The organism is Mariniluteicoccus flavus (genome assembly GCF_054776655.1).
The window spans coordinates 22,616-39,255 of sequence record NZ_BAAHBN010000014.1 but is presented as its reverse complement, the minus strand read 5'-3'; the positions used below and the strand labels follow the sequence as shown (position 1 = coordinate 39,255).

Below are 16,640 nucleotides of genomic sequence, written 5' to 3'. Positions count from 1 at the left end.
CGCTCGCTCAGCCAACGTGGGGTCGGGGCGCTCGCTCAGCCAACGTCGACTCGCGGAGCCTGTGCTGAGCGAGGCCGCCCGCGGCCGAGACGAAGTGCTCGCTCAGCCAACGTGGCTCGCTCAGCCTGCGTCAACCAGACGGCGCACCGCCTCCGCGTTCGCCGGTGTCACGTGGATCGTCGCCACCGTCCCCGTGCGGGCCGCGTCCATGACGCCCGCGAGGTCCTGCGACGCCTCGGCCTCGCGCTCGGTGCGCAGCCCCACGGCCTCGGCCACCTTGGACATTGAGCGCGACCCGGTCACCAGCACGAGCTTCGGGTCATATGCGGCGATGGCCGTGACCGCCGCCGCCGCCTGGTCCGGGTGGGGGCGGGCCGAGGCGCCCAGCGCGCCGGCCAGGCGTACGGCCTCCATGTTGCCGCCAGCCACCAGCGCCAGCCCGTCGAGGGCGCCGAGCTGATAGACCACCTCGGCGGCGAGGGTGTCCGGATCGACGTCGAGGAAGCGATTCCCGAAGCCTGCGAGGTCGCGATAGCCCACCAGTCCGCAGATGCGTACGCCCCGTTCGACGGCCCGCGCCACCGCGGACCGCATCGTCCGGGCGTCTCCCGCGTGGAACCCGCAGGCGATGTTCACCGTGGACACCTGGGGCCACAGGGTCTCGTCGTCGCCGTGGGACCAGACGCCGAAACCCTCGCCCACGTTCGCGTTCAGATCGATGCCCATCACCGCACTCTCTCACGCGCCGGGCCATCGCCTGACATCGGGTCAGCGCGACTCGGGCAGCGCGATGAGACCGTTCTGATAGGCCATCACCAGCCGGCGGGGGACCCTGATCTCGCGCCCCTGCACGCGGATCGGCACCAGGTCGGGCGCCTGCGCCTTCCACTGGGCGCGTCGGTGGCGCGTGTTCGATCGGGACATCTTGCGCTTGGGAACGGCCATGACACTCCTTCACCAGCTCGATTTCGTGATGCCGGGCAGCTCGCCGCGGTGGGCCATCTCGCGGAACCGGACGCGGGAGATGCCGGCCTTCCTGATGTATGCCCGGGGTCGCCCGTCGATGGCGTCGCGGTTGCGCAGCCGGGTCGGGGACGCGTCGCGGGGGAGCTTCGACAGGTCGCGGACGGCCGTCATCCGCTCGTCCCATGCCGTGTCGACGGCGTCGATGACGGCCTTCAGCTGGGCGCGGCGGGCCGCGTACCGCTCCACCGTGGCCCGGCGCTGCTCGTTGCGCGCGATCTTGGACTTCTTGGCCATCAGCGCTGCTCCTTGAACTCGACGTGGCGCCGCACGACCGGGTCGAACTTCATCAGCGCGAGCCGGTCCGGGTCGTTGCGGCGGTTCTTCTTGGTGACGTAGGTGTAGCCGGTCCCCGAGGTGGACCGGAGCTTGATGATGGGGCGGACGTCGCTGCGTTTCGCCATCAGAACTTCATTCCCTTCGCGATGAGGTCGCGGGCGACGGAGTCGATGCCGCGACGGTCGATGGTCTTGATGCCGCGCGCCGAGACGGTCAGGGTGACCGTCCGGCCGAGGCTCGGCACCCAATAGCGCTTGTGCTGGATGTTGGGGTCGAAGCGGCGCTTCGTCTTCTTCTTCGACCACGGGACGTTGTGGCCGAAGCCCGGCTGGGCGCCGGTGACCTGGCAACGGGCCGACATGGTGCTCCTTCCTCGGGCCAGGGGGCCCGACTTGACGAACAAGGTGCACATGATAATCATTCCCATGTACGCGGAGTCAATCCGCCCCTCAGGAACCCGAACCCGAGACCCCACCACGAGAGAAGGACACCGTGAAGCCAGGCATCCATCCGGACTATCGAGACGTCGTGTTCCGCGACCGCGCGGGCGGGCTGGAGTTCCTCAGCCGCTCGACGGCCACGTCGACCAGGACAGTCGAGTGGAGCGACGGCCGCACCTATCCGGTCGTCGACGTCGACGTCTCGAGCGCCACCCACCCCTTCTGGACCGGCCGCAAGAACACCCTCGACACCGCCGGCCGGGTGGAGAAGTTCGAGCGCAGGTTCGGCCGCCGTACGCAGGGCTCGGCCTCCGAGGAGAAGCGCCGATGAGGCGCCGGGGCGCGACCCCCATCATCGTCCTCGCCGCCCTGGACCAGGTCGCGCGCGACGCCGCGGCCTTCGGCCTGCTGGTCGACCTGCCGGGCGCGGTGCTGGTGCGCCATGACCTCACCGCGCTGGACGGATCGGTCGGCGGCCGCGTACGCCGGCTCGTGACCGACGCCGGCGGCGTGGTGTGGGACGACAGCAGCGACCTCGGCCATGCGTGCCTGAACTGTGCGGTGCGCGAAGACATCGTGCCGACGCTGCAGCGCGTCGTCGACGCGGGCCGGTGGTCGGCGGTCGTGCTCGCGCTGCCGCTGACAGCAGCACCGGAGCCGGTGGCCTACGAGGTCGACGCGGCGATCGGCGCGGGCGACCTCGCCGCGCGCATCGCTGCGGCCGTCACCGTCGTGGACCCCGAGACCCTGGTCGACGACCTCTTCGGCGACGAGCTGATCGCCGAGCGCGGCGACGCGCTGGTGGCCGGCGACCCGCGGGCCGTCGGCGAGGCGCTCGCCGCCCAGCTCGACTTCGCCGACGTCGTGGCCACGCTGGACCGACCCGAATCCGGCGAGGCCGCCGTGCTCGACCACCTGGTGTCGCCGACCGCGCGCTGGACGACTCTGGCCGACCTCGACGCGCCCGCGACGATCGCCGCCGAGCACCACTTCGCCCGGGCGCAGGCGCGCATTGACGCCGTCGACCGGGCCCACACCCCGTGCGCCGACGGTGACGGCGTCTGGACCCTCGACCTCGCCAGCGACCGGCCCCTCCATCCGGGTCGCCTGCTCGAACAGATCGAGCTGCTCGGCTCGGGCCTCGTGCGCGGACGCGGCTGCTTCTGGCTGCCCACGCGCCCCCAGCAGGTCTGCGCGTGGGACGGCGCGGGCGGCCAGTTGGCGATCGGCCCGGGCGGGGTCTGGGGGAGGCGTACCCCGCGCTCGCGACTGCTGGTCACCGGCATCGACCTGACCGACCGCGACCGCATCGCCCGCGCGCACGCCGACGTGCTGATGACCGACTTCGAGCTGGCCCGCCTGTGGGACTGGCGGGGCCGACCCGACGGGTTCGACCCCTGGCTGGGGGTGGCGGAGGCGCGCGACGCGGGCTGACCCGCCTGCCTGTGCCGGGTGCGGCGGCAGGGCAGACTGGCCCGGTGAACGTACGCATCGTCTGCTGGCGCGACGGCCGGCGCGTGGACTGCCCGCAGGACGTGGGCGCCATCCATGGGCTGGTCGCCGACCCCGGCGTGCTCGTGTGGGTCGACCTGCTCGACCCCGACCCCGCCGTTCTCCAGCGCGTCGCGGACGAGCTCAAGCTCGACCCCCACGCGGTCGAGGACGCGGTCGCCGCCGACGAGCGGCCCAAGGCGACCCGCCACCGCAGCCACACCTTCATCACGGTCTATGGGGCGACGCTCGACGACGACGGCGGCGACGCGCTGCACGACTCCCGCGTACGCACCTCGCGCGTCTCAGCCTTCGTCCTGCCCACCGCCCTGGTGACCGTACGCCGGGCCGACGGGCTGCCCCTGGGCCCGGTCGAGGACCGCTGGGAGGCCGACCCCGACCTGCTCGCCCACGGGCCGGGCGCGCTGGTCCACGGCCTGATGGACGTGGTCGTCGACGGCCATTTCGCGACGATCCAGCGCCTCGACGACGCGTCCGAGGAGCTGGAGGACCTGCTGTTCGCCGAGGCCCGCTCGCGGCGCGACATCCAGCAGCGCGTCTATCGCCTGCGCAAGGAGCTGGTCGAGCTGCGGCGCGTGGTGCTGCCGATGCGGGAGGTGGTGTCGGCGGTGATGCGGGACCGGGCGGAGCGCCTCGGGGCCGCGCACGACGGGGGCGACCACGTCCTTGACGGCTACTTCCAGGACCTCTATGACCACGTGATGCGGGCCACCGAGTGGACCGATTCCCTGCGCGACGTGGTCTCGACCATCTTCGAGACCAATCTCTCGCTGCAGGACGCCCACCTCAACGTGGTGATGAAGAAGCTGGCCGGCTGGGCCGCCGTGATCGCGGTGCCGACCGCCGTGACGGGCTGGTTCGGCCAGAACATCCCGTTCCCGGGCGACGGCCAGCCGATCGGGCTCGTCTTCAGCGTCGTCGCGATCCTGCTGGGCACCATCGGGGTGTATGCGCTCCTGCGCCGCTTCGACTGGATCTGACCGCCCCCGCCAGGACGCCAGTACGCTCGGGCCATGAGTTCCACCGCCCCCGCCGAGCGCCCGCTGGTCCTGCTGGTGGAGGACGACGACGACCTCAGGGTGACCACGGCGCTCGTCCTGCAGCGCCAGGGCTTCGACGTCGAGGTCGCCGCCGACGGGCTGGCGGGGCTGGCGGCGATCGACCGGGTCAGCCCCGACCTGGCGCTGCTCGACGTGATGTTGCCCCACCTCGACGGCATCTCGCTCGCCAAACGGCTCAAGGAGCGCCGCGACCTCCCGGTGGTGATGTTGACCGCCCGCGACCTGCCCCACGACCAGCTCGCCGCCTTCGACGCCGGGGCCGATGACTATGTGATCAAACCCTTCGACGGCGCAGTGCTGGCGGCCCGGCTGCGCGCGGTCCTTCGGCGCGCGACGCCCGCCGGGGCCGCGTCACCGACCGTACGCCTGGGCGACCTGGAGATCGACCTGGAGATCGACCTGGCCGGCATGACGATCACCCGCGACGGCGAACCCGTCAAGGTCTCCAGCGCGGAGTTCCGGCTCCTGGAGGTGCTCCTCGAGCATCGCGGGCAGGTGTTGGGCCGCGCCCAGCTCCTCGACCGGGTCTGGGGCTTCGGCGAGTGGGCCGACGCCCACGTCGTCGAGGTCACCGTGCAGCGCCTGCGGGCGAAGATCGGCGCCTCCCATATCGAGACCGTCCGCGGGGCGGGCTACAAGCTGGTGGGCAAGACGGGCGTGTGAGCCCGGCCCCGCGGCAGGCCGTACGCAACCCCCGGTCCACCCCCCGGCCGGGGGTTGCGCCATTTACTAGGACATCCTAGGTTTTGCCTCGGCCGCCGGATCGCCCGTGAACCGGGGCCAGGTCATCGAAGCCCTGGAGGTCCCCCATGTCCGAGCCCTCGTTCCAGCTGTCGGAGGAGCACAACGACTTCCGCGAGGCGGTCGCCGACTTCGCGCGCACGCAGGTCGCGCCCCACTGCGCCGACTGGGACCGCGAGGGCCGGTTCCCGCTCGAGGTCGTGAAGCAGATGGGCGACATGGGCCTGTTCGGCCTCCACGCCCCGGAGGAGTACGGCGGCGGCGGCGACTTCACCTCGCTCTGCGTCGCCATCGAGGAGCTCGGCCGCGTCGACCAGGCCCTCGGCATCACCCTCGAGGCCGCCGTCGGCCTCGGCATCAACCCGATCGCCGCGTACGGCTCCATCGAGCAGAAGGAGCGCTGGCTGCCCGATCTCATCGCCGGGCGTACGCTCGCGGGCTTCGGTCTCACCGAGCCCGAGGCGGGCTCCGACGCGGGCGCCACGAAGACCCGCGCCGAGGTCGTCGACGGCCAGTGGGTCGTCAACGGCTCGAAGCAGTTCATCACCAACTCCGGCACCGACATCACCTCCGTCGTCACGGTCACGGCGCGCACCGGCACGCGTGAGGACGGGAAGCCCGAGATCTCGGCGATCATGGTCCCGAACGGTACGCCGGGCTTCACCGTCGAACCGGCCTACCACAAGCTCGGCTGGCACAGCTCGGACACCCACCCGCTGACGTTCGAGGACTGCCGCGTCCCCGAGGAGAACCTGCTCGGCACGCGCGGCAAGGGCTACGGCCAGTTCCTGTCGACGCTCGACGACGGTCGCGTCGCGATCTCGGCCCTCGCGCTGGGCTGCGTCCGCGCCTGCCGCGACCTCGCCCTGGAGTACGCGCTGGAGCGCAAGACCTTCGGCGGGCCGATCGGCCGCAAGCAGGGGGTCGCGTTCCAGTTGGCCGACCTCGACGTCATGGTTCACACCTCCCACCTGCTCACGTACGCGGCCGCGGCCCAGAAGGACGCGATCGAGCACGGTTCGAAGACCCCCGCCCAGATCGCGTCGTTCAAGCGCGCGGCGGCCATCGCGAAGCTCTACACCTCGGAGGCCGCGGTCAGCGCCACGCGCAACGCGACGCAGATCTTCGGCGGCTACGGCTTCATGGAGGAATACCCCGTCGCCCGGTTCTATCGCGACGCCAAGATCCTCGAGATCGGCGAGGGCACCTCCGAGGTGCAGCGCATGCTCATCGCCCGCGGCATGGGCCTCCCCGTCGAGTGACGACCCTGCGCGAGACTGAGTCCATGAGTGACCCCCGGCCCATGAGCGAGACCCTGCCCCCGGCCATCAGCGACGCCGCGTCCATCCACGAGGCGCGGGAGCGTACGCTCGCCCCGCCCGAGAGGGCCTCCGCCAAGCTGGCGTCGCAGAACAAGCTGTTCGTCCGCGAGCGCATCGCGCTGCTCTTCGACGAGGGCACGTTCGTCGAGGACGGCCAGCTCGCCAACGCCCGCGCGCAGGGCCTGCCGGCCGACGGTGTCGTCACCGGCCGCGGCCTGGTCGACGGCCGCGCCGCGCTCGTCGTCGCCAACGACCCGTCGGTCAAGGCCGGTTCGTGGGGCGCGCGGACGGTCGAGAAGATCATCCGGGTCACCGAGACGGCGCTGCGCGACGAGCTGCCGATCTTCTGGTTCATCGACTCCGCCGGGGCCCGCATCACCGACCAGGTCGACCTCTTTCCCGGGCGCCGCGGCGCCGGGCGCATCTTCAAGAACCAGGTCATGCTGTCCGGCAAGGTGCCGCAGATCTGCTGCCTGTTCGGGCCGTCGGCGGCCGGGGGAGCGTACATCCCGGCCTTCACCGACATCGTGATCATGGTCGAGGCCAACGCCTCGATGTATCTCGGCTCACCCCGCATGGCCGAGATGGTCGTCGGCGAGAAGGTGTCGCTCGAGGAGATGGGCGGCGCCCGCATGCACGCGACCGTGTCGGGCTGCGGTGACCAGCTCGCCGTCGACGACGTCGACGCGATCGAGCAGGCGAAGCACTACTTCACCTACGTCCCGCAGTCGTGGCGCGAGCGGCCCCCGGCGTACGCGGCGGCCGAGCCCGTTCGCGCGTTCGCCGACGACCTCGTGCCGGCGTCGGAGTCGGTCGGCTATGACATCACCACCGTCATCGAGGCGATCATCGACGAGGACTCGTTCTTCGAGGTCAAGCCGCTGTTCGCGCCCGAACTCGTCACGGGCTTCGGCCTGCTCGAGGGCCAGCCGATCGGCATCGTCGCCAACCAGCCCGCCGTCAAGGGCGGCGTGTTGTTCGTCGACTCCGCCGACAAGGCCGCGCGGTTCATCTGGCTGTGCGACGCGTTCAACATCCCGCTGCTGTTCCTCGCCGACGTGCCGGGTTTCATGATCGGATCCGAGGTCGAGCGCCAGGGCATCATCCGCCACGGCGCGAAGATGATCACGGCCATGGCCGAGGCGACGGTGCCGACGATCTCGCTCGTCGTCCGCAAGGCCTACGGCGCGGGGCTGTACGCGATGTGCGGCCCGGGCTTCGGCCCCGACGCGTGCCTCGCCCTGCCGACGGCCAAGATCGCCGTGATGGGCCCCGAGGCGGCGATCAACGCGGTGTACGCGAACAAGATCAACGCCATCGAGGACGAGGCCGAGCGCACGGCGTACGTCGAGGGGCTGCGGCGGGAGTACGAGATGGACATCGACATCCTGCGGCTGGCCGCCGACCTCGTCATCGACGGCATCATCGAGCCGGGTGAGGTCCGCGGCGAGCTCGTGGCGCGGTTCGCGGCGGCGGCGACCAAGGAGCGCCACTTCTCGGCGCGCCACCACGGGGTGCCGCCGGTGTGACTTCGACTCGGCCGCAGGCGGCCTCGCTCGGTCAACGTGGGGCGGGGCAGGCGGCCTCGCTCAGTCAGCGTGGGGCGGCCGCAGGCGGCCTCGCTCAGTCAGCGCGAGTGGTGGGCCGCCCCCTGTGGCAGGCTGGCCGCGTGAACCCGCGCTGCCTCGCCCTGCCCCTGGTGTCCCTGCTCGCCCTGCCCAGCCTCGGCTGCTCGCTGATCGCGGGCGGCGAGGGGTCGTTCACCGCCGACGGGGACGTCTACAAGGTCTCGAAGGTCGAGTGCGAGCGCACGGGGGAGTCCGTCCGCATCACGGCCGAGTCGGGCCCCGCGGGGGCGATGCTGCTGGTGAAGGGCACCACCGTCGAGGACTTTCGCATGGGCTCCAAGGAGAAGCCGACCATGGCCGCCCAGCCCGGCAAGGGACTCGGTGAGGCCACCGTCACCGTGGAGGACAAGCGGTTCCGCGCGAAGGGCAAGCTGGTGAAGATCGACGAGCAGGGCAACGCCCAGCAGGGGCCCGGCACCGAGGACGTCGAGTTCGACGTGACGTGCGGGTCGATCAAGGGCTGAGCCCCACCGCCCGCCGGCCTCAGCCGAACAGCTTCTGCCCCACGTGCTCGCCCGGGCGTACGCCGGGCGGGATCGCCCACAGGCCCGAGCCCGTGTGCTGGAGGTATTCGACGAGCAGGTCGCCCTTCGACATCGCGGTCTGCATCGGGATGTAGTGGGTGCGCGGGTCGGTGACGTATGCGAGGAAGAACAGGCCCGCGTTCATCCGGCCCAGGTCGGTGGACCCGTCGACGAAGTTGTAGCCGCGGCGGAGCATGCGTACGCCGCTGTTGTGGCTCGGGTGGGCCATTGCGACGTGGGACGCGGGGTCGATGAGCGGCCTGTTGCCGCGCCCGGCCTTCGCGAAGTCGGGCTGGTCGTGCTCGACGCCGCCGGACAGCGGCGTGCCCTCGGCCTTGGAGCGGCCGATGAGTTTCTCCTGCTCGCGGAGCGAGGCGCGGTCCCACGTCTCGATGTGCATGTTGATGCGGCGGGCGACCAGATAGCTGCCGCCGACGAGCCAGTCCTCCCGCGGGTCGCGGCCCGACGGGACCCAGATGTGGTCGGCGAGCGCGGCCGACTCCTCGGACTTCACGTTGGCCGTGCCGTCCTTGAAGCCGAACAGGTTGCGGGGCGTCGCCTGGGCGGTCGACGTCGAGGACGTACGCCCGAACCCGAGCTGGGACCAGCGCAGGGCCACGGTGCCGAAGCCGATGCGGGCGAGGTTGCGGATGGCGTGCACGGCGACCTGCGGGTCGTGGCTGCAGGCTTGGACGCAGAGGTCGCCGTCGCTGGTCGCCGGGTCGAGCTTGTCGCCCGGGAAGTGGGGGAGGCGCTCGAGCGCGGCCGGACGCCGGGCGGCGAGGCCGAACCGGTCGCGCCCGTCGGCGGTGGCGAACAGGGTCGGGCCGAACCCGAACGTGAGCGTGAGGCCGGCGGCGGGCAGGCCGATCGACTCGCCGGTGTCGTCGGGCGGCATGTCATAGGAGCCCGACGTCGGGCCGACCGGGCCGGCGTACCCGCCCTGGGTCATGCGCGCCGCCGCCTCGGTCCAGCGCTGCAGCAGGCGCACGAGCTTCTCACGGGAGTCGGTGGTGACGTCGAACGAGGCGAAGTGGAGGCGGTCCTGGGCCTCGGTCGTGATGCCGGCCTGGTGGTCGCCGTGGAAGGGATAGGTGGGCGACGGCGCCGGGGGCGCCGCGTGGGCCTCGGGTGCTGTGACGCGGCCCGTGGCGAAGCCGCCGCCGAAGGCGGCGCCGGCGGCCAGCGAGGAGGCGGCCGCACCGAGGACGCCGCGGCGGGAGAGGGGGCGGCGCTCCTCGTCTCGCTGGCGCTCGCTCGGAGAACGGTGGTCGTCGGTCATGTCACACCACGGCGGCGGTGAGCTGGGACAGCGGCTCCGACAGCGCGTTGACGGCGTCCGACAGCTCCTTGACCTCGGCCTCGGAGAGCTTGTCGTACGTCTTGAACCCCGTGCCGACGCGGTGCTTGTCGAGCAGCTTCTGGAGCTCGGTGAAGTCGGTCGCGATCTGGCCGTCCAGCGTCGCGTTCTTCTTCTTGAGCAACGGCTGCAGGCCCTGCCACGCGACCTTCGCGCCATCGACGTTGGCCTGGAAGTCCCACAGGTCGGTGCGCGACCAGAACTCCTCCTCGCCGGTGACCTTGCCGGTCGCGACCTCGTCGAGCAGGCCCTTGGCGCCGTTGCCGATGGCGTCGGCGGTGAACGTCAGCGTGCGGGTGCGCTCATACAGGTCCTTGGTGTTCTTCACAAGATTGTCGGCGAACTTCGCGCGCTCCTCGGGCTTCAGTGCCGCGTACGCCTGGGCGCGCTCCGGCCACAGGTCCTTCTCCATGCGGTGCCAGCCGGTCCACTCCTGGCCCTGCTCGAGGTCGGCCTCGCGCGCGTCCATCATGGGGTCGAGGTCGCCGAAGCTCTCCGCCACGGTCTCGATGCGCTCCCAGTGGGTGCGCGCGTCGGGATAGAGCGCGCGCGCCTCGTCGTCCTTCCCCGCCTTGTACGCCGCCGCGAACTTCTCGGTCTTGGTGAGCAGCTGCTCGGTCTGGTCCTTCACATACGACTGGTACTGCTGGTTGGCCTGGTCGACCAGCGCCTTGTCGTCGGCGTCGACGACCTGGGCCCCGGATTCGCTGACCTGGAACGCCTTGCGGATGCCGTCGCCGACCATGCCGGGCTTGCAGGCGGTGAAGTACGCGCCCGCGGGCGCGGTCAGCACGAGGTCGCGCGACAGGCCGGGGCCGATGTTCTCGACCTCGCCGATGATGCGCAGGCCGTCGGCGGCCAGCAGATAGAACTCGTTGACCTGGCTGCCGACGTTCTTCACCGAGAACGTGAGCCGGCCCGACGGGGCGGTCGTGGCCGTCACGTCACAGGCGGTGTCGCTGGCGGTGACAGCGACTGACCGCGGGTCGCCGGCCGGCCGGTTGGCCGGCGCGTTGTCGGTGCAGGCGGTCGTCAGCAGCAGACCGCCGCAGGCGAGGGCCGCGGCCCAGCGGGTGGACATGGTGTTGCTGGTGTTGGCGGCAGCGGGGGTGCGGGTCATGCGCGGTCTCCAGAGGTTGCGGGGTGCGGGACGGTGGATGGCGACGGGGCGGCGGAGGTGGCGTTCCGGCGGCGCATCGTCCGCCAGAACAGCAGCGACGTGGGGACCGCGTACGCGACCCAGGCGATCGCCTCGAGCCACGTGGTGGCGGGCGAGAAGTTGAACACGCCCTTGAGCAGGGTGCCGATCACCGAGCCCGGGGGGATGACGTGGGAGACGTCGAATGCGAGACTGTGCAGTCCCGGCAGGAAGCGGGCCTCCTGGAGGTCGTGGACGCCGTACGCCAGCACGCCCGCCGCGACGAGGATCAGGAACGCCCCGGTCCAGGTGAAGAACTTCGTGAGGTTGATCTTGAGGGCGCCGCGATAGACGAGCCAGCCGAGCGCCACGGCGACGGCGAGGCCGAGGGCGGCGCCGATGAGGGGGGTGGTGGTCGAGCCGTTCTCGGCGGCCGCGGCCTTGGTCGCCGCCCAGAGGAACAGGGCGGTCTCGAGGCCCTCGCGTCCAACGGCGAGCATGGCGACGAGGACCAGGGCGCCGCGGCGGCCGTCGGCGGCGGCGTCGATCTTCGACCGCAACTGCCCGGAGAGGGATCTCGCGGCGCCGGCCATCCAGAAGATCATCCACGTCACGAAGCCGACCGCGATGATCGACAGACCGCCGCCGATGAGTTCTTGGGCCTCGAAGGTCAGGCCCCTGGGGCCGAACGTGAGGAGCGCCCCGAAGGCCAGCGACACGGCGACGGCGGCGCCGACACCGGCCCAGATGCGGGGCAGCAGGTGGCGGCGATCCGTCTTGACCAGATAGGCGATGAGGATGGTGACGACCAGCGAGGCCTCGAGGCCTTCGCGCAGGCCGATCAGGAAGTTGCCGGTCATGGACGCTCCAGTGTTAGGTAGCCCTAACCTAAACCTGCACGGGATAACCGTGCAAATTGCTTCAGCCCTGGTGGACGGGGCGGAGCGACAGCTCCTCGACGGTGCCGTTGTCGGGGGTGTCGACCGCCAGCCGCACGGCCGCGGCCACGGACTCGGGGGTGAGATAGAGCTCGGCGCGATAGGCGTCGTTGCCCATCTGCTGCTGCATGGCGCGCTGCATGTCGGTGTCGACGCGGCCCGGGTGGATCGAGGTCACGCGTACGCGGCCGCGCTCCTCCTCGCGCAGGGCGTCGGTGAGCGCCCGCAGGGCGAACTTCGAGGCGCTGTAGAGCCCGCCGCCCGCGCCGGCGCGGAAGCCCGAGCCCGAGTTGATGGCCACGACCAGGCCGCCCGCGTCCCGGAGGGCGGGCAGGAGGGCGCGCGTCAGGTCGGCCACGGCGATGACGTTGGCACCCAGCACGCGGACCCACGCGTCGTGGTCGGCCTCGGCGATGGTGCCGAGCGCGGAGACGCCGGCGTTGTGGACGAGCACGTCGAGCCGGGCGATCGTCGCGGCCGCCCCGGCGACGGCGAGCGGATCGGTGAGGTCGACCGCGAACGGCTCGGCGCTCGGGAGCTCGGCGGCGACCCGGGCGCAGGCCTTGGCGTCGCGACCCCCCACGAGGACGTGGTGGTCGCGGGAGAGGTCGGCAGCGATCGCACGCCCGATGCCGCGGGTGGCACCGGTGACGAGGGCGACTCGGTCCAGGGGCGTCATCGGCGCGGGGATCAGGCGAACGGGTGGACGAAGACGGCGATGGCGACGAGGGCCAACCAGATCACGCCGATGATCTGCAGGGCGCGGTGGTTGAGCACCACGTCCTCGGGCTCGCCGGCGTCGCCCTTGTCGACCTCCATCGCATATTGCAGCAGGCCGATCGTCAGCGGCGCGATCGACAGGACCGTCCACGGGACGCCCCAGACGCCCGGCTTCATCTCCTGCTGCTCGAAGGCCCACAGGCTGTAGGACACCAGCGTGACGGCGGCCGACAGGTGCCACGCGAAGCGGAGGTAGGACACGGTGTAGGCCTGCAGGGAGCGCCGCGTACCGGCGTCGGCGCCGAGGGCGACCATCTCGGAGTAGCGCTTGCCTGCGACCATGAACAGCGAGCCGAACGAGGCGACCAGGAGGAACCACGACGACAGCTCGATGTGGGCGGCGACGCCGCCCGCCACGGCGCGGAGCAGGAAGCCCGAGGCCACCATGGCGAGGTCGATGATCGGCTGGTGCTTGAGGAACTGGGTGTACATGATCTGGAGCACCAGATAGACGATGATCGTGACGCCGAGCATCTTGGCGGTCCAGAAGCCGAGGCCGATGGCGATGGCGCAGGTGACGACCGACAGCGCCCATGCGGTCGGGACCTTCAGTTCACCCGCCGCGATCGGGCGGAAACGCTTGCGCGGGTGGAGGCGATCCTCCTCGACATCCATGATGTCGTTGATCAGGTAGATCGTGGCGCTGGCCATCGAGAAGGCGAAGAACGCGAGGATGCACTGCAGCACCACGCGGGGGTCGATGAGGGCCCCGGCCGACAGCGGGGCGGCGAACACGAGGACGTTCTTGATCCACTGACGGGGCCGCATGGCACGCAGCGGCGCAGGGAGGAACGTCTTCGGACGCTCGGCGTCGGGGGCGGGCGCGGTGGCGCTGTGCTCGGTAGTCATGTCGGGTCGAGGTTATCGCGACTACGGTGGGAACCGTGCATTTCGCAGGCCCGACCCCCCGCCGTGTGTCGTCCCTCGTCGCGGCGGTGGTGGTCGCCGTGACGGCGACGTCCTGCGGTGCTGCCGGCGAGCCGCCCGCACTCCCCACCGCGTCCCCCGGACCCACGCGATCGCCCGCCCCGACCCCCGCGCAGGGGGGTGCGACGCTGGCCCAGCTCGGGTTCGCCAACGGACCGCGTGACTTCGCGCTCCCCGCGGCGGTCCGCGTCGACCAGCGGGTCGACCAGTCCAACGTGGTCACGCTGGTGATGACCGCGCCGGCCGGGGCGGAGCTCGCGCGCTGGGTGCGCGAGCAGGCGTACGCGGGTGGCTGGACGGTCACCGCGGACGGTGGTGACGCGGTGGTGTTCCACCGCGCCGAGACCCAGGGCCCCGGCTGGAACGCGGCGTTCACCGGCGGCGACCCCTCGGGCCTGACCTTCCGGAGACAGCCGGCCTGAGCCTCAGTGGAGGTGGGCGTCAGGTGGAGGTGGGCGTCCAGAGGTCGTGCCACGCGAGGCCGAGCTCGCCGACCATCGTGCGCAGCAGGGGCAGGCTGAGGCCGATCACGTTGTGGTGGTCGCCCTCGATGGCGGTGACGTACGCCCCGCCGAGCCCGTCGATCGTGAACGCCCCGGCGACCTGGAGTGGCTCGCCGGTCGCGACGTACGCCGCGATCTCCGCGTCCGACAGGTCGGCGAAGCGGACCTTCGTGGACCCGCACCGGCTGAGGGCGCGGCGTCCGTCCGGCCCGAGGCGGACCAGGTGGTGACCGGTGTGGAGGACCGCCCCGCGGCCGCGCATCGCGCGCCAGCGGTCGACGGCCACCTCGTGGGTGAGTGGCTTGCCGAGGGCCTCGCCGTCGAGTTCGAGGACCGAGTCGCAGCCGATGACGAGCGTGTCGATGCCGGCCGCCGTGGCCTGCTCGGCGGCCAACCGGTCGGCCACGGCGGCACCCTTGAACTCAGCGAGCACGGTGGCGAGGTCGGCGGCGGAGCGCTGGTCGACCCCGTCCTCGTCGACGCCCGACACGATGACCTCGGGCTCGATGCCGGCGCGCCGCAGCGTGGCCAGCCGGGCGGGAGAGGCGGAGGCGAGGACGACGCGGGGGTTCATGGGGTGGAACGCTAGCGCCCGACGTCAGCGCGCCCGCCAGCCCCCCGGCCCGGGGCGGTGGTCCTGGCGCACGGTGCGCCAATAGCTCTTCCACCCACCCGCACGGGGTCGCTCGGACGTGCGTCCGTTCGTCTCCCCGCCGGACGACGCGGCCACGACCGCCAGCACCGCCGCCAGTTCCTCCGGGGTGGGGGAACCGGCGACGACCTCGACCACCGGTGGGGTCGTCGCGTTCTCGGGCTCGCTCATGATGGCTCCTCGGCTCACAGGTCTTGACGGCTCAGAGGGGGATGTTGCCATGCTTCTTGGGCGGCAGCGTCTCCCGCTTGGTGCGGAGCAGGCGCAACATCCGGATGATCTCCGAGCGCGTCTCGTGGGGGTGGATGACCTGGTCGACATAGCCGCGTTCGGCGGCCACGTAGGGATTCGACAGCTCGTCGTCATAGTCCTGGATCAGCTTGGCGCGCAGCGCGTCAGGATCGTCGGCGGCCGCGAGTTCCTTGCGATAGAGGATGTTCACCGCCCCCTGGGCGCCCATCACGGCGATCTGGGCGGTCGGCCAGGCGAGGTTCACGTCGGCCCCGAGGTGCTTGGACCCCATGACGTCGTACGCCCCGCCGTACGCCTTGCGGGTGATCACGGTGACCAGGGGGACGGTGGCCTCGGCGTACGCATAGATCAACTTGGCACCGCGGCGGATGATGCCGTTGTGCTCCTGCTCGACGCCGGGCAGGAAGCCCGGCACGTCGACGAACGTGAGCACGGGGATGTTGAACGCGTCGCACGTGCGGACGAAGCGCGCGGCTTTCTCCGACGCGTCGATGTCGAGGCAGCCCGCGAAGTGCATGGGCTGGTTCGCTACGACACCGATGGAGCGCCCCTCGATGCGGCCGAAGCCGGTGATGATGTTCGGCGCGAACAGCGGGGAGGTCTCGAGGAACTCGTCGTCGTCCATGACGTTCTCGATGACCTGGTGCATGTCGTAGGGCTGGTTGGGCGAGTCGGGGATCAGCGTGTCGAGCACGCGGTCGTGCTCGGTGATCTCGAGGTCGGACGCCTCCTCGCCATACAGCGGCGGGTCCTCGAGGTTGTTCTGGGGCAGATAGGACAGCAGGTCGCGGACGTAGTCGATGGCGTCCTGCTCGTCGGCCGCGAGGTAGTGGGCGTTGCCCGACTTGGTGTTGTGCGTACGCCCGCCGCCGAGGTCTTCCATCGACACGTCCTCACCCGTGACCGTCTTGATCACGTCGGGGCCGGTGATGAACATCTGGGACGTCTGGTCGACCATCACGATGAAGTCGGTGAGGGCCGGGGAATAGACGTGGCCGCCGGCGGCGGCACCCATGATCAGTGAGATCTGGGGGATGACGCCGGACGCGTGGGTGTTGCGCCGGAAGATCTCGCCATAGAGGCCGAGCGAGACGACGCCCTCCTGGATGCGCGCGCCGCCGCCCTCGTTGAGGCCGATCAGCGGGCAGCCGGTCTTGAGCGCGAAGTCGATGATCTTGCAGATCTTCTCGCCATACACTTGGCCCAGCGACCCGCCGAACACCGTGACGTCCTGGGAGAACACGCAGACCGGGCGGCCGTGGATGGCCCCCACGCCGGTGACGACGCCGTCGCCGTAGGGGCGGCGCTTCTCGAGGCCGAACGCGGTGGAACGGTGGCGGGAGAACTCGTCGAGCTCGGCGAAGGTGCCCTCATCGAGCAGCAGCTCGAGGCGCTCGCGCGCCGTCAGCTTTCCCTTGGCGTGCAGCTTCTCCACCGCTTCGGCCGACCCTGCGTTGAGGGCCTCTTCGGTCCGGCGCTCGAGGTCGGCGATCTTGCCCGCGGTGGTGTGGATGTCGATGTCCATGTGCCGACCCTAGCGTCGGCGCCGCGGGCGTGCTG

General features: G+C 71.2%; 21 protein-coding genes. 8 read left to right on the top strand and 13 right to left on the bottom strand.

Going from position 1 to position 16,640, the window contains the following annotated elements; all coding sequences use genetic code 11:
- Nucleotides 1-120 precede the first annotated feature (120 nt).
- From ACYVAG_RS16120 to rpmB, 5 genes are read right to left on the bottom strand one after another with little or no spacing between them, the layout of a single operon-like run.
- Nucleotides 121-726 carry a LamB/YcsF family protein gene (locus ACYVAG_RS16120; protein ID WP_460771354.1) on the bottom strand — a complete coding sequence of 202 codons (606 nt, stop codon included), beginning with the start codon at nucleotides 724-726 and terminating at the stop codon, nucleotides 121-123.
- 42 nt (nucleotides 727-768) lie between these two features.
- Nucleotides 769-945, bottom strand: coding sequence for a 50S ribosomal protein L32 (gene rpmF / locus ACYVAG_RS16115; RefSeq protein WP_460771352.1), 177 nt, complete (start codon nucleotides 943-945; stop codon nucleotides 769-771).
- Nucleotides 946-954: 9 nt separating this feature from the next.
- On the bottom strand, nucleotides 955-1,260 hold the full coding sequence (gene rpsN, locus ACYVAG_RS16110; protein WP_460771351.1) for a 30S ribosomal protein S14: 306 nt from the start codon (nucleotides 1,258-1,260) through the stop codon (nucleotides 955-957).
- A complete protein-coding gene (rpmG, locus tag ACYVAG_RS16105; RefSeq protein WP_460771350.1) occupies nucleotides 1,260-1,427 on the bottom strand; it encodes a 50S ribosomal protein L33 in 168 nt (55 codons plus the stop codon). Before rpmG ends, rpsN begins: the two co-directional genes overlap by 1 nt.
- The gene (rpmB, locus tag ACYVAG_RS16100) at nucleotides 1,427-1,663 is read right to left on the bottom strand and encodes a 50S ribosomal protein L28 (protein WP_460771348.1); all 237 of its coding nucleotides are present in this window, start codon (nucleotides 1,661-1,663) and stop codon (nucleotides 1,427-1,429) included. Before rpmB ends, rpmG begins: the two co-directional genes overlap by 1 nt.
- A 131-nt stretch (nucleotides 1,664-1,794) precedes the next feature.
- Between rpmB and ACYVAG_RS16095 the strand changes: the two genes are divergently transcribed.
- The 7 genes from ACYVAG_RS16095 (at nucleotide 1,795) to ACYVAG_RS16065 (ending at nucleotide 8,470) form a co-directional block, all read left to right on the top strand.
- Nucleotides 1,795-2,073, top strand: a complete 279-nt coding sequence (locus ACYVAG_RS16095) for a type B 50S ribosomal protein L31 (protein WP_460771346.1) — start codon at nucleotides 1,795-1,797, stop codon at nucleotides 2,071-2,073.
- Nucleotides 2,070-3,176, top strand: a complete 1,107-nt coding sequence (locus tag ACYVAG_RS16090) for a GTP-binding protein (RefSeq protein ID WP_460771345.1) — start codon at nucleotides 2,070-2,072, stop codon at nucleotides 3,174-3,176. The genes ACYVAG_RS16095 and ACYVAG_RS16090 overlap by 4 nt, the downstream gene beginning before the upstream one ends.
- A 44-nt stretch (nucleotides 3,177-3,220) precedes the next feature.
- The gene (locus ACYVAG_RS16085) at nucleotides 3,221-4,234 is read left to right on the top strand and encodes a magnesium transporter CorA family protein (RefSeq protein ID WP_460771343.1); all 1,014 of its coding nucleotides are present in this window, start codon (nucleotides 3,221-3,223) and stop codon (nucleotides 4,232-4,234) included.
- A 33-nt stretch (nucleotides 4,235-4,267) separates the two neighbouring features.
- Nucleotides 4,268-4,978 carry a response regulator transcription factor gene (locus ACYVAG_RS16080; RefSeq protein WP_460771341.1) on the top strand — a complete coding sequence of 237 codons (711 nt, stop codon included), beginning with the start codon at nucleotides 4,268-4,270 and terminating at the stop codon, nucleotides 4,976-4,978.
- A 146-nt stretch (nucleotides 4,979-5,124) separates the two neighbouring features.
- Nucleotides 5,125-6,318, top strand: coding sequence for an acyl-CoA dehydrogenase family protein (locus ACYVAG_RS16075; protein WP_460771339.1), 1,194 nt, complete (start codon nucleotides 5,125-5,127; stop codon nucleotides 6,316-6,318).
- Nucleotides 6,319-6,341: 23 nt separating this feature from the next.
- The gene (locus tag ACYVAG_RS16070; protein ID WP_460771338.1) at nucleotides 6,342-7,907 is read left to right on the top strand and encodes an acyl-CoA carboxylase subunit beta; all 1,566 of its coding nucleotides are present in this window, start codon (nucleotides 6,342-6,344) and stop codon (nucleotides 7,905-7,907) included.
- Nucleotides 7,908-8,047: 140 nt separating this feature from the next.
- Nucleotides 8,048-8,470 (top strand): lipoprotein LpqH, encoded by a 423-nt coding sequence (locus tag ACYVAG_RS16065; RefSeq protein WP_460771336.1) that lies wholly within the window; start codon nucleotides 8,048-8,050, stop codon nucleotides 8,468-8,470.
- A 19-nt stretch (nucleotides 8,471-8,489) separates the two neighbouring features.
- Here ACYVAG_RS16065 and efeB read toward each other — a convergent pair whose 3' ends face one another.
- The 5 genes from efeB to ACYVAG_RS16040 form a co-directional block, all read right to left on the bottom strand.
- Nucleotides 8,490-9,812 carry an iron uptake transporter deferrochelatase/peroxidase subunit gene (gene efeB, locus ACYVAG_RS16060; RefSeq protein WP_460771334.1) on the bottom strand — a complete coding sequence of 441 codons (1,323 nt, stop codon included), beginning with the start codon at nucleotides 9,810-9,812 and terminating at the stop codon, nucleotides 8,490-8,492.
- 1 nt (nucleotide 9,813) lies between these two features.
- Entirely contained in the window at nucleotides 9,814-11,010 is a 1,197-nt protein-coding gene (gene efeO, locus ACYVAG_RS16055) for an iron uptake system protein EfeO (protein WP_460771332.1), read from the bottom strand.
- Nucleotides 11,007-11,888: an iron uptake transporter permease EfeU gene (gene efeU, locus ACYVAG_RS16050; RefSeq protein WP_460771330.1), complete on the bottom strand. Its 882-nt coding sequence runs from the start codon at nucleotides 11,886-11,888 to the stop codon at nucleotides 11,007-11,009. The genes efeO and efeU overlap by 4 nt, the downstream gene beginning before the upstream one ends.
- Before the next feature lie 61 nt (nucleotides 11,889-11,949).
- Nucleotides 11,950-12,645: an SDR family oxidoreductase gene (locus ACYVAG_RS16045; protein ID WP_460771328.1), complete on the bottom strand. Its 696-nt coding sequence runs from the start codon at nucleotides 12,643-12,645 to the stop codon at nucleotides 11,950-11,952.
- Between the two features lie 11 nt (nucleotides 12,646-12,656).
- Entirely contained in the window at nucleotides 12,657-13,595 is a 939-nt protein-coding gene (locus tag ACYVAG_RS16040) for a decaprenyl-phosphate phosphoribosyltransferase (protein WP_460771326.1), read from the bottom strand.
- Nucleotides 13,596-13,630: 35 nt separating this feature from the next.
- Between ACYVAG_RS16040 and ACYVAG_RS16035 the strand changes: the two genes are divergently transcribed.
- Nucleotides 13,631-14,095, top strand: a complete 465-nt coding sequence (locus tag ACYVAG_RS16035) for a hypothetical protein (protein ID WP_460771324.1) — start codon at nucleotides 13,631-13,633, stop codon at nucleotides 14,093-14,095.
- Nucleotides 14,096-14,114: 19 nt separating this feature from the next.
- Here ACYVAG_RS16035 and ACYVAG_RS16030 read toward each other — a convergent pair whose 3' ends face one another.
- From ACYVAG_RS16030 to ACYVAG_RS16020, 3 genes are read right to left on the bottom strand one after another with little or no spacing between them, the layout of a single operon-like run.
- Nucleotides 14,115-14,750, bottom strand: a complete 636-nt coding sequence (locus ACYVAG_RS16030) for a Maf family protein (protein WP_460771322.1) — start codon at nucleotides 14,748-14,750, stop codon at nucleotides 14,115-14,117.
- 24 nt (nucleotides 14,751-14,774) lie between these two features.
- Nucleotides 14,775-14,999 carry an acyl-CoA carboxylase epsilon subunit gene (locus ACYVAG_RS16025; protein WP_460771320.1) on the bottom strand — a complete coding sequence of 75 codons (225 nt, stop codon included), beginning with the start codon at nucleotides 14,997-14,999 and terminating at the stop codon, nucleotides 14,775-14,777.
- A 31-nt stretch (nucleotides 15,000-15,030) separates the two neighbouring features.
- Complete coding sequence (locus tag ACYVAG_RS16020; RefSeq protein ID WP_460771318.1) at nucleotides 15,031-16,605, bottom strand: acyl-CoA carboxylase subunit beta; 1,575 nt, start codon at nucleotides 16,603-16,605, stop codon at nucleotides 15,031-15,033.
- Nucleotides 16,606-16,640: the final 35 nt, after the last annotated feature.